General features: G+C 45.5%; 15 protein-coding genes. 8 read left to right on the plus strand and 7 right to left on the minus strand.

The genetic code is table 11. The annotated features are described in order from the left end of the window. The 5 genes from AC06MN_RS03910 to AC06MN_RS03930 all read left to right on the plus strand — a co-directional run. The coding region (locus AC06MN_RS03910) for a leucine-rich repeat protein (protein ID WP_475671047.1) at positions 1 to 3827 on the plus strand (3827 nt) is incomplete at its 5' end. 57 nt (positions 3828 to 3884) lie between these two features. Next, the gene (locus AC06MN_RS03915; RefSeq protein WP_475671048.1) at positions 3885 to 4157 is read left to right on the plus strand and encodes a hypothetical protein; all 273 of its coding nucleotides are present in this window, start codon (positions 3885 to 3887) and stop codon (positions 4155 to 4157) included. Between the two features lie 222 nt (positions 4158 to 4379). Then, entirely contained in the window at positions 4380 to 5231 is an 852-nt protein-coding gene (locus AC06MN_RS03920; RefSeq protein ID WP_475671049.1) for a hypothetical protein, read from the plus strand. A gap of 56 nt (positions 5232 to 5287) precedes the next feature. Continuing rightward, positions 5288 to 6403, plus strand: coding sequence for a glycine cleavage system aminomethyltransferase GcvT (gcvT, locus tag AC06MN_RS03925; protein ID WP_475671050.1), 1116 nt, complete (start codon positions 5288 to 5290; stop codon positions 6401 to 6403). Between the two features lie 241 nt (positions 6404 to 6644). Next, positions 6645 to 7577: a DMT family transporter gene (locus tag AC06MN_RS03930; protein ID WP_475671051.1), complete on the plus strand. Its 933-nt coding sequence runs from the start codon at positions 6645 to 6647 to the stop codon at positions 7575 to 7577. 35 nt (positions 7578 to 7612) lie between these two features. On the opposite strand, the gene AC06MN_RS03935 is transcribed toward AC06MN_RS03930, so the two are convergent. From AC06MN_RS03935 to AC06MN_RS03960, 6 genes are all read right to left on the minus strand, one after another. Continuing rightward, the gene (locus tag AC06MN_RS03935; RefSeq protein ID WP_475671052.1) at positions 7613 to 8521 is read right to left on the minus strand and encodes an RluA family pseudouridine synthase; all 909 of its coding nucleotides are present in this window, start codon (positions 8519 to 8521) and stop codon (positions 7613 to 7615) included. Between the two features lie 11 nt (positions 8522 to 8532). After that, positions 8533 to 9348, minus strand: coding sequence for a DUF6263 family protein (locus AC06MN_RS03940; protein ID WP_475671053.1), 816 nt, complete (start codon positions 9346 to 9348; stop codon positions 8533 to 8535). A gap of 31 nt (positions 9349 to 9379) precedes the next feature. Continuing rightward, a complete protein-coding gene (gene dnaB, locus AC06MN_RS03945) occupies positions 9380 to 10951 on the minus strand; it encodes a replicative DNA helicase (protein ID WP_475671054.1) in 1572 nt (523 codons plus the stop codon). A gap of 76 nt (positions 10952 to 11027) precedes the next feature. After that, positions 11028 to 12374 (minus strand): hypothetical protein, encoded by a 1347-nt coding sequence (locus AC06MN_RS03950; protein WP_475671055.1) that lies wholly within the window; start codon positions 12372 to 12374, stop codon positions 11028 to 11030. A 111-nt stretch (positions 12375 to 12485) separates the two neighbouring features. Further along, positions 12486 to 12839 carry a four helix bundle protein gene (locus AC06MN_RS03955; RefSeq protein ID WP_475671056.1) on the minus strand — a complete coding sequence of 118 codons (354 nt, stop codon included), beginning with the start codon at positions 12837 to 12839 and terminating at the stop codon, positions 12486 to 12488. 131 nt (positions 12840 to 12970) lie between these two features. Then, positions 12971 to 13672, minus strand: a complete 702-nt coding sequence (locus tag AC06MN_RS03960; protein WP_475671057.1) for a 3'-5' exonuclease — start codon at positions 13670 to 13672, stop codon at positions 12971 to 12973. A 92-nt stretch (positions 13673 to 13764) separates the two neighbouring features. Here AC06MN_RS03960 and AC06MN_RS03965 point away from each other — a divergent pair, with 92 nt between their 5' ends. Genes AC06MN_RS03965 through AC06MN_RS03975 form a run of 3 tightly spaced genes read left to right on the plus strand, consistent with a single transcriptional unit; the run spans position 13765 to position 16414 of the window. Continuing rightward, positions 13765 to 14937: a hypothetical protein gene (locus tag AC06MN_RS03965; RefSeq protein ID WP_475671058.1), complete on the plus strand. Its 1173-nt coding sequence runs from the start codon at positions 13765 to 13767 to the stop codon at positions 14935 to 14937. 20 nt (positions 14938 to 14957) lie between these two features. Further along, entirely contained in the window at positions 14958 to 16118 is a 1161-nt protein-coding gene (locus AC06MN_RS03970; protein WP_475671059.1) for a hypothetical protein, read from the plus strand. Then, positions 16115 to 16414 (plus strand): hypothetical protein, encoded by a 300-nt coding sequence (locus tag AC06MN_RS03975; protein ID WP_475671060.1) that lies wholly within the window; start codon positions 16115 to 16117, stop codon positions 16412 to 16414. Before AC06MN_RS03970 ends, AC06MN_RS03975 begins: the two co-directional genes overlap by 4 nt. Positions 16415 to 16456: 42 nt before the next feature. Here the strand turns inward: AC06MN_RS03975 and AC06MN_RS03980 are convergent, their stop codons facing one another. After that, on the minus strand, positions 16457 to 18424 hold the full coding sequence (locus AC06MN_RS03980) for a TonB family protein (protein ID WP_475671061.1): 1968 nt from the start codon (positions 18422 to 18424) through the stop codon (positions 16457 to 16459). Positions 18425 to 18443: the final 19 nt, after the last annotated feature.

The following is an 18443-nucleotide window of genomic DNA, read 5'->3' on the forward strand; positions in this document are numbered from 1 at the left end:
CCACGCCTGCTGAGGACCACATATTCACCAACTGGACGGAAAACGGCATGGAAGTCTCAACAAACAACCCTTACACATTTACCTTGACTACCGACCGCAACCTTGTGGCCAACTTCTTCAAGCAATACGATTTCTCCGCCACTTGCACCACCGGCCAGACACTTTATTACAGAATCATCGATGCCGAGCAGAACTTGGTGAGCATTGTGGCACCGAATGGCAATAACGTTAATGGATGGAACGGCTACAACAAACCCGCAGGCGATATCACGCTGCCCGAAACCGTCGAATACGACGGCACAAGCTACACCGTGACGGCAATCGGCGACCACTCCTTTAACTCATGTTTTGGCTTAACCGGCACGCTCAACATCCCGAATTCCGTGACAAGCATTGGAAATGATGCTTTCTTTGGATGTTCAGGTTTCAGCTCGCTCACCATCGGCAATTCCGTGACAAGCATTGGAGCTGATGCCTTTTGGGAATGTTATGGCTTAACAGGCTCGCTTACCATCCCGAATTCCGTGGAAAGCATCGGAGAATATGCTTTTACTGGTTTAGGCTATGACGGCGCGCTCACCATCGGCAGTTCTGTGACAAGCATTGGCGGAAGTGCTTTTGCATATACCAAATTTGCCCATATCATTTCCAAGCCTACCACACCGCCTATTTTGGGCACTAACGCTTTTTCCAACATGACAGAATTACTATCCATCACCGTGCCTTGCGGCAAGGAGAATGACTATAAAGACAGTTGGAGCGTAGTTGCCGACAAAATAGACGATGGCTTCGTATATGAACTCACGGTGGCATCGGCAAACCCTGAGTTTGGCTCGGCGAGCATAACACAGTCTGCCACCTGCGAGAACCACCAAGCCACCGTCACTGCCACGCCCGCCGAAATCAGCAGGTTCACTGGATGGACTGAAAACGGCGTGCAAGTCTCAACCGACAATCCTTACACTTTCTCCTATGAAAGCGACCACAACCTCGTGGCCAACTTTGAATCAATATACGATTATAATCCTATCACCTCCTTGCCTTCGTCCTACGATGACGTTTACGTGCTCGGCTATCAAGACGGTGACGACTACTACCTGCACACTTCGGGAACGGCAGTCGGAGAAATGAAGCTGTCATTATATCCTGCAAATCCTGTCGAATACAAATTCACTGATTTTGGTTATGCCTACAATCTTGTTTATGCATATTGCGATAACGGAGATTTGTCCATCACCACGCAGGGAGTGTCTCTCTCAACATTCAGCCCATTTGGCTCGACAGATCCTTTTGCTTTGTCCATAACGGACGGCAACATCTCTTCGGCTGGCTCATCTGGCTACACCGTCTGCCACAACGGCAACATCATTACGACACATACGGGAATAAGCGAAGGTAACCTGCGCTTCTTCAAACGCATACCATTGTACTACATCACATTGTCGGTCAGCCCGGAAGAAACCGGCACGGCTACGGCAACCAGCGGCGGCGAAACTGTGCAATCGGCAGTTGAAGGAACGGAAATCACCGTTTCGGCAACGCCCACGGAAGACTACAGGTTCAAGAATTGGACTGAAAACGGCGAGGTGGCATCCACTGAAAACCCATACACCTTTACCTTGACTGCCGACCGCAACCTTGTGGCCAACTTCTATAAGCCATACGATTTCTCCGCCATTTGCGAAACCGGCCAGACCCTCTATTACAGAATCATCGATGCAGAGCAGCATTGGGTGAGCATTGTGGCACCGAATAGCGACAACTATTTGGAATGTTACGATGGTTACACCAGACCTGCAGGGAATATCAGCCTGCCCGCAACCGTCAGCCACAATGAAATAAGCTACACTGTGAAGGCTATCGGCGACTGTGCCTTTTACTCTTGTTCAGGCTTAACCGGCTTGCTCACCATTCCAAATTCCGTGACAAACATTGGAGAAGGGGCTTTTGAAGGCTGTTCAGGCTTCACTGGCTCGCTCACCATTCCAAATTCCGTGACAAACATTGGAGAAGCGGCTTTTTGGAACTGTTCAGGCTTCAATGGCTCACTCACCATCGGCAGTTCCGTGACAAACATTGGAAAAGAGGCTTTTGCATGGTGTCAAGGCTTCACTGGCTCCCTCACCATTCCAAATTCCGTGACAAACATTGGAAGAAGGGCTTTTTATCATTGTTCAGGTCTCAACGGCTCGCTCACCATCGGCTGTTCCGTGACAAGCATTGAGCAATATGCTTTTTATGGATGCTCTTTCACCAACATCATTTCCAAAGCCCAAACCGCACCAAGCCTGGCTTCAATAATCCCAGATGCCTCAAACAAGGTTTACATTCCGATAAACACAACGAATTTATACGAAAGCGCTTGGAGTGGACACAACTACATTTTCATTGAATACAACCATGAAGACTACCACTTCAACGGCACGGGCAGCGAATGGAACACCGCCGCCAACTGGGAGGAAAACGAAGTGCCTTTCATGCCGTGCCACAATGTTTTCGTCAACGCCGACTGCATCTTCGATGCCACAGGCGACAATGCCGCCCTACATTCCGTGAATGTTGCCGCAGGCAAGACGCTCACCATTCCCGAAGGCTACACCTTAACGACAAGCCTTATCACCCTTGAAAACGGTGCGCAACTTATTAACAACGGAACGATTGCCTGCAACGACCTCACCGTGAAAAAAGACATTGAAGGCTATGGCACAGATGGTGGCAACTGGTATCTGGTTTCCTCACCGGTGGCTGCTACATTCATTCCAGAGGGAACGAAAGCCAACCCAGCCGAAGACTACGACCTCTACCGCTTCAGCCAGACAGGCGACAGCCAAGGCCGCGAATGGCTCAACTACAAGGCCGAATCATTCGGCATCGAGAACCAAAGCGGCTATCTCTATGCCAACAAGAACAACACGACGATTGTTTTCCGTGGAGGTTTTGCCGACACCGACACCAAGACATTGACATACGATGCAAATGCTGACTTTGCTGGTTTCAACTTGGTGGGCAACCCTTATCCTTGCAATGCCTACCTTGCCAACGGCAGAAGCTTCTACCGCATGAATGAAAACGGCACGGAAATCATTGTGGATAATTTAAACTCTGTTATTGCACCATGCGAAGGCGTGTTCGTGCAGGCTCAAGGCACAGGCGAAAGCATCACTTTCACCACTTCAACCACACGCAACCTGCCAGCAGCAAGCGTCGCACTCACCCTCAGCCAGAGCCGTAGTGCCGCCGCCATCGACCGCGCCATAGTGCGCCTCGGCGAAGGCGATGTCCTCGGCAAACTGATGCTCAATGCTGATGGCACACGTCTCTACATTCCGCAGGATGGAAAGGATTTTGCTGTCGTTTCGACAAGCTCAACGAGCGGTGAAATGCCGCTTAACTTCAAGGCAGCTAAGAATGGCAGCTATACCATCACGGTCAACACCGAAAACGTGGACTTGAATTATCTGCATCTGGTTGATAACCTGACGGGTAACGATGTGAATTTGATGTGTTCGGAAGAAGACGTTGCACGCAACGCCTCTACATACACTTTTGATGCCAAGACTGACGACTACGCTTCGCGTTTCAAACTCGTCTTTGGCGTTAAGGATGCCGTTTCGACAGGCTCAGCGGGCAATTTCGCCTTCATCAGCAACGGTGAAATCATCGTCAGCAACGAAGGCCGCGCCAACCTGCAAGTCATCGACGTGCTGGGACGCATCATCAGCAGCGAGGAAATCAACGGCGAATGTCGCATCAGCACCAACGGTATGACTGCCGGCTTGTATATCCTTAACCTCAACGGCACGACGCAGAAGATTGTTGTTAAGTGAGGAGTGAGGAATTAGGAGTTATGGGGATTCAGTAAAATCATTAAACACGCAATAAAAATGAAAAAGTTAGTATTGACGATAGTAATCGTCCTCGGGATGACAATCGGTGCATCGGCACAGTATTTTGGCGACGACGGCCAGCCTAACGGCGGCGGTCTCTTTGGCCGTGGCGAAACCCGCGATGCTGACAACGGCGGCAGCGTGAGCACTCCGCTTTTGCCCGGACACGGCCTGAACACCAATCAGGATGCCGCACCTCTTGGTAGCGGCGCCCTGCTGCTCATCGGCTTCGGCGCAGCCTACGCCATGAGCAAGAGAAGCAAGAAGTGAATTTATTGATTTATTTGTATTAAGAGAAAAGCCTTGGCTGAATGGTCAGGGATTTTTCGATTATTGGTGCTGGCTGAATCAAAATAGAACTAGTAAGTAATTGTTCAAAATAAAACTGCACAATGAACTTTCAGAGGTTCCGAAATCAAAATATATTCCCGTATTTGCTGACAAAACAAATATTTTATACTTTTGCACAAATCAAATTATCTCTCATTTTCTATGAAAAAATTCATGCTTTTCATGATGCTTGGCATCAGCACAATCGTTTGTGCACAAACGGTTGACAACGTGACGGAAATCCGTTTGCAACCTGGAGAAAACACTTCGTGGCGTCCATACGAGTCGTGCAAGGAGTTGCGTTTCAGCACTTCCGGCTCAAATGTGATTAAGACCATGCCGAAGGCTGATGGCCGCGTTACAATCACGGCTTTGAACTGTGGAACGGCTACAATTACTGCAAAATGTGGCGAAGAGTCGGTGAAGGCAAAGGTCATTGTGGCCGAAATCAAGCCTGAAGATACGATGAAATTCAGCTTTGAACGTCCTGTGGCAAAACCATTCACGGGCACTTACAAGTTCAATCCGCCAACCGACCATTTCTTCATCAGCTATACCGACCCGTTGGGCAAGTCGACTGAGACACGCGTAAAAATCGGTGACGAAGAGTCGTATCACGATGGAAAAGGCGTTGATTGTTACTGGAATGTGAAGACGGGCGAAAATTTCCATTATGATTTGGATAAAGGCTGGCAGCCGGATGTGAAATTCGATTTTGAGCCTTTGTCATCTGAATTTTTCCCACTGAACGCTTTCAATGTCGAAGTGCCTGCTGATTCCATTGCCAATTGTTATCTCGGTGAAGAAGAATATCTTGGCATCAATTGCTGGGTGTTTTTCACGCAGAAACCTGATGGCAGCATCGTGAAATTCTGGGTCGACCCGGCCAATGGCTGCACGTTGAAACGTCAGGTGAACAGCGATGAGCCGTGTGTCGTGAAGATGTATACGCTCAACTATACCAAGTGGGAGTTTGGCCCACGCAAAAAGTCACATAAAGATATTACGCGATAAATGAAATTTCATATCTTTGCAAGTCGAATTTTAGTAACACATAATACATAATTCAAATGGAAAACATCGAATTAAAAAAGACTCCTTACAACCAGATTCACCACGACTTGGGCGCCAAGATGGCTGAATTTGCTGGTTACGACATGCCTATTCAATACTCAGGCTTGGTTGAAGAACACAACAATGTCCGCAACAATGTCGGCGTGTTTGATGTCTCTCACATGGGCGAATTCCGTGCAAAAGGCCCTATGGCTAAGCAGTTTATGCAATATTGCACCGTGAATGATGTCGCTGCTTTGGAAGACGGTAAGGTTCAGTACACCTGCCTGCCAAACGGCAAGGGTGGCATTGTTGACGATATGCTGGTTTACCGCATTGCTGACGACCATTATTTCATGGTTCCGAATGCTGCCAACATCGACAAAGACTGGAATTGGATGAGCCAGATTGCCGCCAAGTTCGGCATGAAGCTCGGTGAAGACTTCAAGAACGAAAGCGAAGAATGGGCACAGCTCGCCGTTCAGGGTCCTAACGCCCTGAAAGCCATGCAGAAACTCACAACTGCCAATGTCGTTGACATGGAATACTATACTTTCCAAATCATTACTTTCGCTGGCATTGAAAACGTGATTTTCTCGACAACAGGTTACACTGGTGCCGGTGGTTGCGAAATCTATATCCCGGTTGCTCATGCAATCGAAGTGTGGAATGCTGTTTTTGAGGCTGGTAAGGAATTCGGCATCATGCCTGCTGGCTTGGGCTGCCGCGATACCCTCCGCCTCGAAAAGGGTTTCTGCCTCTATGGTCACGAAATCGACGACACCATCAGCCCAATCGAAGCTGGTCTGGGTTGGATCACCAAGTTCGTCGATGGTAACGATTTCATCAACCGCGAAATCTTTGCTGCTCAGAAGGCCAATGGCGTGAGCCAGAAGATTGTCGGTTTTGAAATGATTGACCGTGGTATTCCGCGTAATGGTTACGAAGTGTGCGATGCCGAAGGCAATGTCATCGGCATGGTGCGTTCCGGTAGCCCTTCACCTTCAACAGGCAAGAACATCGGTACTGCCTTGGTTTGCAAGGCTTTCAGCAAGAAAGACACTGAAATCTACATCAAGGTCCGTAACAAACTCCTCAAGGCTATCGTGGTTAAAATGCCATTCTTAGCATAATAGTAATAGTTTTTTTCATAATTTTTGGTTTTTGGCCTGACTGCTTGCAGCCGGGCCTTTTTTAATGCTGCCTTTTTGAATCCGATGATTTGTCGGTTATAAAATTCAATAAGACAAGTTGGTCTGTAGTGCCCTTTTGGCAATAAGACAAAATAGTTTTTGTATACACATTGGCGTTCTGGAATAGCTTTCTCCCATAAAAGGAAAAATTTCCTACTTTTGCGTCGCAAAAAATCCAGTCATGCAATATTTAGGTGAAATCTTATCCTTATCAGTGGCTTTGTCGTGGACGGCAACGGCTTTGTTTGCCGATGTTGCGAGCAAAAGGTTGGGCGCATTGCCACTCAATCTGATAAGGATGGTGCTGTCACTCATTATGTTAAGCATCGTGCTATGGGTGGCGACGGGAAGCCCATATCCTGTCTTTGCTAACGGTTCGGCATGGCTGTGGCTTGCCTTGTCGGGACTTGTCGGCTATGTCTTCGGCGATTATTGCCTGTTCAATTCCTATATCGTTTTCGGCTCGCGTTTCGGACAACTGTTTATGACTTTGGCACCGCCTATGGCTGGTATTACGGGCTGGCTGTTGCTGGGCGAATCGATGTCGTGGCGCTCATGGCTTGCCATGTTTGTCACGCTTTTCGGCATCGGCTTTTCCATTATGGTGCGCAGCGGAAAGAGCCTGAAACTGAAACTGCCCTTGAAAGGTGTGCTTTTCGGTATCGGTGCCGGCATGGGACAGGGTATCGGTTTGGTGCTGAGTAAGATAGGATTGAACCATTATGCGGAATCCATGCCAGCCGATGCACCTCAACGGGTTGTTGACATGATGCCTTTTGCTGGAACATACATCCGTGCCATCGCTGGCCTGATAGGTTTCTTCCTGATTTTGGCTTGCCGGAAATCGTTGGGGCAAGTGGGAGAGGCTCTGCACGACCGTCGCGGCATGACTTTCGCCACCTTGACGACTTTTTTCGGTCCGTTCATCGGTGTTTCGCTTTCGTTGATGGCAGTGCGTTACACCCATGCGGGCATTGCTTCAACCCTCATGGCCCTGACGCCAGTGCTGATTATTTTGCCATACGCGCTTATCAATCATCAGAAAGTCACGGTGCGCGAGGTGATTGGAACGTTGATAACCATTTTGGGCGTGGCTTTGTTTTTCTTGTTGTAAGACATGAAAAAAGCCGCTTTTCAGCGGCTTTTTGATTATTTCTGAGGAAATGGTTTCTCAAACACGGCAGGGAAGGGCGTCTCAAATTCCAAATCCTTTCCCGTCACGGGATGATGAAAACAGATTTTGTAGGCGTGGAGGCAAAGACGGCCTAACGAATTGTCGCCGTTGCCGTATTTTGGGTCGCCGACAACGGGATGACCGATGTCCTGCATGTGAACGCGGATTTGGTTCTTGCGGCCTGTCTCCAGACGACATTCCACCAAGGAATAGCGTTTGTTGCTGATCAGCGTTTCGTAGTAGGTTTCGGCATATTTTCCTCCGTTATCCGTTGGACTTGAATAAGTTATGAAAGCCTTGTTGTCCTTCAGCCAGGAAGCTATTTTACCATCGCGTTTTTCCATTTCTCCGCTGACCACGCAAACATAACGGCGGTCGTAAACGGTTTCTTTCCAGTCTTCTTCAAACATCAGTGCGACTTTCTTGTCCTTTGCGAAAAGCATAAGGCCGGAAGTGTCGCGGTCGAGGCGATGGATTGTGTGGGCACGGCAGCGTTGCTGCGTGGCGATAAAATACTGATTCAGTATGCTTTGTGCTGTTTCTTGCTCGGGTGTCGGACTGTTTGTCAGCAGACCTTCCTTTTTGTCGATGACGAGAAGATATTTGTCCTCGTAAACGATTTTGAGCCATTGGCTATGGAAACGTTCCTTTGCCGTCGGCTTGCCGATTTCGACCACCATCCCGGGTTGTAAGGCAAAATCGAATTGCGATGTGCGCTCGTCGTTGACCGAAACAATCTTGTTCGCCAGCATACGCTTTACCTTGCTGCGGCTGATGCCGTCGAGTTTCTTCATCAGGAATTCCATCAATGGGGCAGGTTCCGTGACGTTGAATTTCAACGGATTCTTCTGTGAATGAGGCGTTTTTTTGTTGTCGCTTTTCATTATTTCGGAATTTATTCAACTGTATATTCCGCAGTCATGGTCATGGTCATAGGCATTCTCACGCCCTGTTCTTCAATCGTCATGGAAGAGTTTGTCTTGTTCGTTATCTTCGTGGCAATACCACTGGCGCGGTTGATGATAACGGTGCCTTCGCCACTCATGCTCATATCCATTGCCATTGATTCGCTGCCGCCTTTCATGGTTGTGGTTTGTGTCAGTGTGACAGCCTTTTTCGTGATTTCCGTCACCGTGAAAGTATTGACGACGTTCATGTCAATATTGCTGATACTCATTGTGGTATCTTGTGTCCATTGGCTTCCTACATGAACAGGTTCTTCCGGAAAAGGAATGATGATGCCTGCTTGGGAATTTATGCTTGAAGCGATTTCTTCCGATTGAATAAGTTCGCCGCGATTGTTGTAAATGCTAGTGAATTTTTTGCCAATGATCTTGTCGATTTCACCGGTCTGACCAGCCAGCATCGGGCTGTTGTTTTCGGGATGTTCGGAATCGTAAGTGAGTTTCATGCCCATTTGGGTCATGGTCAGTTTGAAAGCTTCGATGGTTGATAAAGCGGTGATGTTTTCGCCATTAACTTCTTCAATGCTAATGCTTTGTCGCATTTCAACGGTTTGAGGCATACTCACATTCATGCCTTGGGCATTGATGGCCATCAACTGGTTTGTCTTGCCTTTCATGCTAAAGGTTTGACCTTTTTTCACATTGACGCGGAGGACGACGCTGTCGTTACCTGTGGTAAATGACATTGCGATGAATCCTATGAAAACCAATAGGATAGGTAAGGCGATTTTGAAATTTCTTTTCATGATATAATGTATTTGATTGTTAATGTTTGCATTAGAACGGAACATCATTGTTTGCCGATGGATTCGGACTTAATCCGAAATCGTTGTTACTTGGGAAATTATCGTCATTGAATGAGGAACTTACAACGCGCGTTGCTTGTTGCATTTCAAATCCCGGATTGGCGCCCAATTGACCGTAGTTGCTTTCGCTGTTAGCCTGAAATTCCTCAAAACGAGCGTATTGGCCGACGAATTTCAGTTCAACTTCGCCCAATTTACCGTTACGGTGCTTGGCAATGTCGATGATGGTGTAGCCTTTAGGTTTGCCTTCGTCTTCAACGCCTTCCTTGTAATATTCAGGACGATAGATGAACATAACCATATCGGCATCCTGCTCGATAGCGCCCGATTCGCGCAAGTCGGAAAGGATAGGCTTCTTTGAGCCAGGACGCTGCTCGACGCTACGGCTCAATTGCGACAGAGCGAGAACTGGAATCTCCAATTCCTTGGCCAGACTCTTTAACGATCTTGAAATGGTACTGATTTCCTGTTCACGGTTGCCTTTGTTTTCACCTTTTGTGGTCATAAGTTGCAGGTAGTCAATGAAAACCATCTGAATTTTGTGCTGTTGTTTCAGTCGGCGGCATTTGGCTCTCAGTTCAAAAATCGACAGCTGAGGCGTATCATCTATGAAGATTGGCGCATCGGTCAGTGGCGTGACTTTGGTGTTCAGTTGCTGCCACTCGTATTCCATCAAATCGCCCGAACGGAGTTTGTCGGCGGTGAGTGAAGTCTCAGTTGAAATAAGACGCGTAACCAGCTGAACTGACGACATTTCCAAAGAGAAGAAAGCAATCGGGCGGTGGAAATCGACGGCGGCATTGCGGGCCAGATTCAAGGCAAAAGCGGTTTTACCCATACTTGGACGGGCGGCCAAAATAATCAGGTCGGATTTCTGCCAGCCTTGCGTGATGCGGTCCAATTCGGTGTAGCCCGAAGGCACGCCACGCAGCTTGTTGTCGGCATCTTTCGCGTTCTTGATTTCCTTGATGGCCTTGCTGACCAAATCCTGCATGGAGTCGTAACTGCGGCGCAGGTTGTTCTCGCCGATTTGGAAAAGGTTGTTTTCGGCTTTGTCCAATAAATCGAACACGTCCGTAGTGTCTTCAAAAGCATCGTGAATCATCTCGGAAGAAATCTTAATCAGCTCACGCTGAATGTGTTTCTGCATGATGATACGGGCATGGTATTCGATATTGGCCGCCGAAACAACGCGGTTGGTCAGTTTCGAGATGTAATAGGCACCGCCGACCATTTCCAGTTCGCCGCTCATTTTCAGCGCATTGGTGACGGTGAGAATATCAATCGGTTCCGATTTGCCGAACAAATCCTTGATGGCCTTAAAAATCTTCTGGTGTGGTTCCTTGTAAAACGCTTCTGGCGTCAAAATATCGATGACGGCATTCACGGCTTCCTTTTCAAGCATCAAAGCACCCAACACAACTTCTTCAAGATCAGTTGCTTGCGGTGGTATTCTCCCTTGGTTGTTAAGCAATTGCTCGGGAGTCATTAAAGTCCTTTTGGTCATCTCGCCAAAAGGTTTGCGTGTCGTATCAGTGGGCATTTCCATTTTTTTTGTCAGGCTGCAAAAATACGAATAAAAACCGACCTCGCTTTTGCGGATTGGGGGAAGTTTTCAACTATTTGAAAAAATGTTGATATGTTTTTGCAACTATCACGTTTTCAGTGATTAAGTCTTCTTTTGCCTGTTGATAACTTATCAAGTCGTTGCTGAGGGCTTCCATGATGATTCGGCTGTGTTCAAACAGTTTTTCTTCTGCAAACAAAGCCTCGGCAACATGTTGCAAGCTGAATCCTGCCTTAATTGAAGGGTGGTAGAAATGGCTTTGCTGCAAGACATCGAAAAGGTTGAAGATGCGGTAGCCGATATCCTTATTCTGAATGATTTCGTGACGCAACAAAACCGTTGATAGGTTTTGCGGCGTGAAACAGACAATCTGCTCGTAATGCGAAAGTTTATCAATCAGAATATCAATGGATTCGCGCCATTTTGAATGGTCTTCGAAACAATTCCAGAAGAAGCTGCCGCCATTTTCGTTTTCGCCTTGCAAGGCAAATGCCAGAATCATTTCCTGATAAGGTTTTGTGCCATCGATTTCAGGCACGGCGGGACGGTATAGAAGCAGATTCAGGAAGGCAATTGAACGTGGTTTCGGTTTGGGAGAAAGCGAGAAAAGTGTCTTGAAATCAATGTAATAGGTGCCGTTTTGCAAGGCTTCAATCTGATGCGTTTCCAAGGAATCGGGTTCCAATTGTGCAAGCAGTTTCTGATTGGAGTTCGTTCCGCTGAAATAGAGCGAAAAAAGCTGCTCATCACCGATGGCGTTAGTGTAAAGGAAACTGTCTTTCGGAATGAGTTTCCAGCAATGCCCGAGAAAATCGCAAGTGTAAGGATTGTGGCATTGCGTGCCGATATTAATTATAGGAGCATGAGGGAGTGCCACCACGTTTTTCAGCCTTTCAACATTTTTTGCGACATAGTTCTCACGTTCCTTTACAAAATCAATAACTGATTCTAATTTAAATAGTTGTTTAACATCAATTGAACCTTTTCTTTCATAGTCACCATTGATATACATCAGCTTGAAATCGCTGAGCGGAACCTTACAGCCGTGCAAAACGTAGTATTGCAGCGCGGCATCATTATAATAGGTGTCGCTGAGCGCCATCGAACTTTTCACCTCGACGGCAAGCCATTTGTCGCCATCACGCACAAGCATATCCAACATAATGAGCGTATCATTATATTGAAATACAGCCTCATACATGACGTTAATTTCAGTATTGCTTAAATTATCCCAAGTCTCTTGGATTTTCTTTGGAAATTGCGAAGGCGATGCCGGACTCATGTCGATTCCGCCTGGAAAATATTCGTGGGCCATGATGCCTACATCAGTGCCGCGCTGAAACTTGGCACGTTGCTCGATGCTGAGTTTGTCGCGCAAATAAGGATGCTTTTTCTGCATGTAGAGCGCTTTTTCGCATTGCAATCCCTTGATATATGTTGATTTAGAAAGTATGTGCATTTTTGGAGTGAAAAGTTGAAAGTGAAAAGTCGGAAGTGAAAAGTTGAAAGTTTATTGTTTGCCTCCTGCTGTCTTAATAGATGCTGTTAAGAGTGCTATGACTTCTTTTAGAGGTTCATTCATCATCGTAAATTCCTGATATGTAATGATGTTCGTCTCCACAAATAATTCAAGCCAAAATTGAGTTTCGTCAGCCTCTTTTAGGGCAATACTGAGTTTATGAATGAAATCGGGTTTGCTTTGGGCATTTTTGCTTTCTCTGGTATTGGCACCAATACTTGTACCACTTCGGAGAATTTGGTCGCCTAAAGTATACTCTTTTCTTGGAATCATAATATCCTTATAAAATCTCACGATTTTTACCGCAAAAGCCTTGCTTTTATCTTGTAATGGACTTTGTCCCATATTTTTATATTTTTGAGTAGTACTACTTTGATTTATGATTAGTTTTCCACTTAAAAACTTCCCACTTTCCACTTCAAAGTCCGTGTTCGGCCAAAGTTTTCCACTGAAAAACTTCCCACTTTCCACTTTATTCAGCAATAATCAATCTTGTCTTCTGCAATCAATGGCAAATAGTTGTAGCGGCGCATGAGTTGTGCGACGGCGAGAACGTCTTTCTGACAATAGGTGCGGATGCGTTCCAAATCGTTTTCCTGCCAATACACGCGACCGACCTCACTGCCGTTGATGTCGTCTTTCGGTGTCGGAATGTCGAGGATGGCGCAAAGCAAGTCCAAGGAAGTCATGGCTTTATAGTCGCCGAATTTCCAAAGTTCCATGGTGTCGATGAAGTTGGTCTCCCAAGGTTTCTTGCCGGCCACTTGCAGGGCGCGCGGAACGACTACGCCGTTGACAATCATTCGTCTGGCGATGTAAGGGAAATCGAATTCCTTGCCGTTGTGGGCGCAAAGCTGCGATTCGGGGAAGTCGTAGAAACGGTTCAGCAGGTTGGCGAATTCAATCAGCAAGGTTTTCTCGTCGTGGCTGTAGAACGATTTCAGACGGAAGCGGTCGCCGTTGAAGAAACCGACTGATATACAGATGATTTTTCCAAATTCGGCATAAATGCCGGCGCGTTCATACATTTCGGCAGGCGTGGTTTCTTCGCCGGGTTTCAGCAGGTGGGTGGTCTTTTTGTCCCAAAGTTTCTGCATTCTTTCGCTCAGGTCTTCGTAACTTTTTTGTTGCGAAACGGTCTCAATGTCAAGGAATAGGATTTTTGAAAAGTCAATCATAGTGGTTAGTTTTAATTGTCGGGGTCAAAATTAAGCAAAAGGATGGAACGATGGAAATTTATTCTTAATTTTGCCCAATAAAATTCTTCATTATGATTAAAAGGCATTACATCTTATTGACATTCATTGTTTTGACAATGTTTTCGTCTTGCAAATTGGATTATATTAAATACATCAAGCATCAAAAGGATATTCATACGGATAATGACGGTTTTTCGTGCGATGCTAACAAACCTGATACGGTTCCGTTTGTCCTCAGTAGCGGCAAAATCCTATTTGAAGCTGAAATTGATGGCAAAAAGGACACTGTGCAGTTCGACACTGGCTGCACAATAGCTATGGTAGAAACGGTTTCGGAGTCGCAACGTCCTGATGTCGAGTTCTTTCAGGTGCCTGTATATACGGTGAATCGCTCAAAATTGGAAATGGCGACCGTGCCGGTCAAGTATTCGTTTGCTAATTGCGAAATTCAATATACACGTTCAATTGTCTTGATGAACGATGTTCCTTATTGCGATAAAGAACTCAGTTTCAAGGATATGTATCCTATTGTCGGAACGTATGGCCTATTCTGGAGACGTTTAAAATTGGATTTTACAAACAGATATTTAAGAATTATCTGTCATCATCAGGATTCTATTGATTTGACTGGTTATCAAGAAGTAAAGTGTAAATATATGTTGCTTTCAAACGCTTTGAAAATCTATCTGACCATTGATGGCGAGGAACATGAATGTCTTTTCGATACGGGGAACGAATCGGGATTCATTATTTTAAAGGACAAAAAACGTATCAAGGGAAACCGTCAAGATGACCTTCAATATGAAGGTTCTTTTGCCAAGTTTCTTTCGGGCATTACTGATTCCCAGCGGTTTTGCACGAAACTTGGGGAAGAAGTCTCAATGGGAGATTATCAATGCAAGGATAATGTGATGTATGTGCCTGATATGTCTTTCGATAATGTCGGCATTGGTTTCATTTCGCGTTTCGACTGGGTGTTGGATCCATACCACGACAAGGCTTATTTCAAACCCCGCAATATCGATGTTGAGCCGCGCAATATTTATCCTTATACATTAACTACGATTAGTGGTGAAATAAAAATTCTAAGCCGTTGCCTTTCAATGAATCCGAGATTTGAGGTTGGCGATGTCATTAAATCCGTTGACGGTGAGGAAATTACCGAGGAAAACATTTGCCATTATTACGAATTGCTGAGACAGACGAAAGACTGGTCGGCATTTGATATTCAGGTGAAAAAATGAATGTTTCAAGAATAATAATTATGATTAGAAAACCTATTCTGTATTTTGCATTCGTGGCGTTGATGGCTTTTCCATCTTGCCAATCTGGTAATTTCGAATACTTTAAACAGGCGTTTAAGTTATCAAAACAAAACCGTCTTTCTATCCGCGTTTCACACGATTCTGTTGCTTTCGTATTGAAAGACAATAAGTTGCTTTTTGAAGCGGATGTCAATGGCGAGAAAGACACGGTTCAACTTGATTTAGGCTATAACGCACCTATGGGGAAACTCGTTTCATCAACCGAAAGACCTGATTTGCAGTACAATGAAGCAACCGTAACAACGCTCGAAAAATCCAAGTTGCACATGGCTCTGGATACGGTGAATTACGCTTTTGGGAATTTTACGGCACATGCTTATTGTAATTTCATTCAGGTTGATAGTATTATTCCGTATTGCGACGCGGAACCTGGTTTTGATTATCCATTGGTTGGTTCGTTTGGCTTGCTTAAAAGCTATCACTATCTTGGCTTCAATTTCACTGATAATGTTATGGTTATGGATCAAGTTTTTGAAAAAGACATTGACTTGACTGGCTATCAGGAGGTAAAATGTAAGTTCAAGATGATAAGTCTGCTTTTCATTACTTTGAATGTTGACGGCAAAGAGCATAATTGCGTTTTTGATACGGGAAACTCTGGCGGTATTGTTTTGAAAGATAAAAAGCGCGTGGATGAGAATCGTGAGACTGATGTTCCGTTTGATGGGGCATACGCTATTGCGGCATCTGGTCCTACGGAAAAGACTGTCTTCTGCTATGCACCGAATGAAAATATAACTATGGATTCGTATTCGTGTGAGGCCGATGTGCTCTATGTGCCTGATATTGATATGGATAATGTTGGTATGAAATTCATTTCGCGTTTCGACTGGATTATCAGTCCGAGTTTCGATAAAGTCTATTTCCGCCCGCGTAATGTTAAAGAGGAACCATTTGAGATTCATCCATATAAAATCACAACAGCCAATGGACGGATTTCCATCTTGAGGCGTTGCCTTTCCATGAATCCGGAATTCAATGTCGGCGACATCATCAAATCAGTTAATGGGGAGGAAATTACCGAGGAAAACATCTGCCATTATTACGAATTGCTGAAAGAGGCAAAAGACTGGTCGGCATTTGATATTCAGGTGAAATGATTGACACTTCAAAAGCCATATTGACCGAAGAAAACACCCACATTGTTGACTCTTGCGAGGTCAAAAGCAAGGAGGGAATGGCTGACTATCTGATGCGATTGCGCGAAAACGCATCCGAAGAAATGGCTGTCAATCAACGGAGCATGGAGTCGTTGGTGGCCGAATGGCGCGCCCACAACTTTTTCTATGGACTTCATGTCTTCCGTAGCCGCACCCACGATGTCGATTTTGAACGGCACCAAAGCTGGTGGCGCGAGGCGTTTTGCCGTGTGGTGAGTTTCTTTTATTTTTGGTGAATATGGTGTGTAGAGACGTAGCTTGCTATGTCTCTACTGCAATTATCTGAGCTGGAAGTTGACAGGAAGTATGTAACTCACCCTGACTTTTTTTCCGTCTTTTTCCCCGGGCTTCCATTTCGGCATTGCTTTCACAACCCTGTAGGCTTCCTGGTCGCAACTTGATCCTATGCCTTTTAGAATCCCGACATTGGAAATGCTTCCGTCTGGTTCGACTACGAAAGTAACAAATACGCGCCCCGAAATGCCTTTTTGCCGTGCTATATCAGGGTATCTGACATTCATTGCTATGTATTCAAGCAACTTCATTTCACCACCGGGAAATTCGGGCATCATGTCTGCTTCAGAGTTTTTTCTGTTGGTTTTGTCATACTTATAGATTAGTTCAGGAAGGCGGTTGGTCTCGATAAACAAGGAATCGTAATGGGCGACGAGTTTCTTGTAAGTTTCATTTTCGCGGATCGGGTCGAGGTCGGAATCGGTCTTCATTTCGTTCATCTTCAATAAACCGTTTTTGAAAGCATCCTCAAGGAACGCAACGGCCTTGTTTTCGTCTCCGAGGCGTGCATATATACAGGCGGCATTGTAGAGCGCGATTTTGTCATTCGGATTTTTAATGAGCATGTCGTTCAGCATCTGTTCTGCTTTTTCAGTCTCGCCGAGGTGCAGATAGGCAAACATCAAGGAGGTGGAAGTGGCTTTTCCATTCTCAAGTTCAACGACTTTTTCAAAATCAGCCTTGGCAGCATCGATTTGTCCGTATTTTTGGCAAATTACTCCTCGCCCGAAATAGGCATCGGCCATGTCGGGATTCATCGAGATTGCTTTGGTGAAATGGTTTAAGGCTTTCCCATATTGCTTGTTTCTTGATTCGTAATATCCTGAGTAATAGTAGGATTTTTCGTTGTTAGGCTCGGCTTTTATGAGACGCTCTGCATCTGAAGCGGCAGCTTGGAGGTGACCAAGTTGAAGGTTTATCTTTGCTTTTTGGAGTGTCAGGTTGAAATCTGTCGTGTCGTTTCTCCAACCGTTTTCAGCGTAATATTTTGCGGCCACAAAATTGTCCATTTCCAAATAACATTTTGACAACAAATAATAATATGTTTTGTCATCATTTTGACAAAGGAGTTTCCCGTATTTTTCGATTGCTTTTGTGTAATGTCCGGTGATTTCGTTAAAAATCCCTTGATAATAGCAAAGGGTAATGTCGTTGTGTGATTCAAATGTTGAGTCAACGATGTGATAAGCCGAATCCGCAATTATCCCGAATAGCAAATCTTTCGCCTTGCTGTTGTTTTTATCGATTATTAAAGCTGAGGCAATGTCGGCAGCTGCATTTTTGTATTGCCATTGCTGAATATAGGCATCCGCCCTATATGCGTATGCGTCAGGGCATTTCTTGTCGAATTGTTCTATCACATTGCCGTATTTTTCTATTGTTTTCGGAATGTCGCCTTTGGCAAGTTCGATGTGCCCGAGACCCAAAAGGCTTTGAACGTTTTCGCGGTCATAATGAAGAGCTTGGTTGAAATCTTTTTCCGCTGAATCGAAATCGTTCATTTTCAGATAAAGGTATCCTCTTCCTTCATAGCCGAGCGGGTCTTTGCGATTGGCTTCGAGAACTTTTGAAAACGAGCGAAAGGCTTCATCGTAGTCGCCTAATCCGGTTTGCGCTTTCCCTTCATAGTAATGAATGAGATTCTTGAAATATGAATCAGAGGCGGGAATTTTTCCGATGATAGTGTCGAAAATGCCCAATGCTTTGGCGTATTTCCCTTTGCTGCACTCAATTATGCCAAGGTAGGTCTGCGAATAGACGTTTTCAGGGTTTTCCTTTAGGTCGCGGTGAAAATACTCGAGCGAAATGTCATCTTTGTTTTGCTGGAATGCTTCGACTCCTAAACGGTAATAAAAGGTGTCGGGACGTTTTGCTTTTTGAGCGAAAGAATCGGTTGTCAATGCAAAAAATAGCGAAGCGCTAATAAGCAGGATTTTGTGAAAGTTCATCATAACTGTATTTGTTTAGTCT

The sequence above is a fragment of the Candidatus Limimorpha sp. genome (assembly GCF_056203535.1).

Bases quoted from the DNA above. Each gene is read 5' to 3' on its own strand.
- AC06MN_RS03915 (WP_475671048.1), top strand. From the start codon at position 3,885: ATGAAAAAGTTAGTATTGACGATAGTAATCGTCCTCGGGATGACAATC.
- AC06MN_RS03920 (WP_475671049.1), top strand. From the start codon at position 4,380: ATGAAAAAATTCATGCTTTTCATGATGCTTGGCATCAGCACAATCGTT.
- gcvT (WP_475671050.1), top strand. From the start codon at position 5,288: ATGGAAAACATCGAATTAAAAAAGACTCCTTACAACCAGATTCACCAC.
- AC06MN_RS03930 (WP_475671051.1), top strand. From the start codon at position 6,645: ATGCAATATTTAGGTGAAATCTTATCCTTATCAGTGGCTTTGTCGTGG.
- AC06MN_RS03935 (WP_475671052.1), bottom strand. From the start codon at position 8,521: ATGAAAAGCGACAACAAAAAAACGCCTCATTCACAGAAGAATCCGTTG.
- AC06MN_RS03940 (WP_475671053.1), bottom strand. From the start codon at position 9,348: ATGAAAAGAAATTTCAAAATCGCCTTACCTATCCTATTGGTTTTCATA.
- dnaB (WP_475671054.1), bottom strand. From the start codon at position 10,951: ATGCCCACTGATACGACACGCAAACCTTTTGGCGAGATGACCAAAAGG.
- AC06MN_RS03950 (WP_475671055.1), bottom strand. From the start codon at position 12,374: ATGCAGAAAAAGCATCCTTATTTGCGCGACAAACTCAGCATCGAGCAA.
- AC06MN_RS03955 (WP_475671056.1), bottom strand. From the start codon at position 12,839: ATGGGACAAAGTCCATTACAAGATAAAAGCAAGGCTTTTGCGGTAAAA.
- AC06MN_RS03960 (WP_475671057.1), bottom strand. From the start codon at position 13,672: ATGATTGACTTTTCAAAAATCCTATTCCTTGACATTGAGACCGTTTCG.
- AC06MN_RS03965 (WP_475671058.1), top strand. From the start codon at position 13,765: ATGATTAAAAGGCATTACATCTTATTGACATTCATTGTTTTGACAATG.
- AC06MN_RS03970 (WP_475671059.1), top strand. From the start codon at position 14,958: ATGATTAGAAAACCTATTCTGTATTTTGCATTCGTGGCGTTGATGGCT.
- AC06MN_RS03975 (WP_475671060.1), top strand. From the start codon at position 16,115: ATGATTGACACTTCAAAAGCCATATTGACCGAAGAAAACACCCACATT.
- AC06MN_RS03980 (WP_475671061.1), bottom strand. From the start codon at position 18,424: ATGATGAACTTTCACAAAATCCTGCTTATTAGCGCTTCGCTATTTTTT.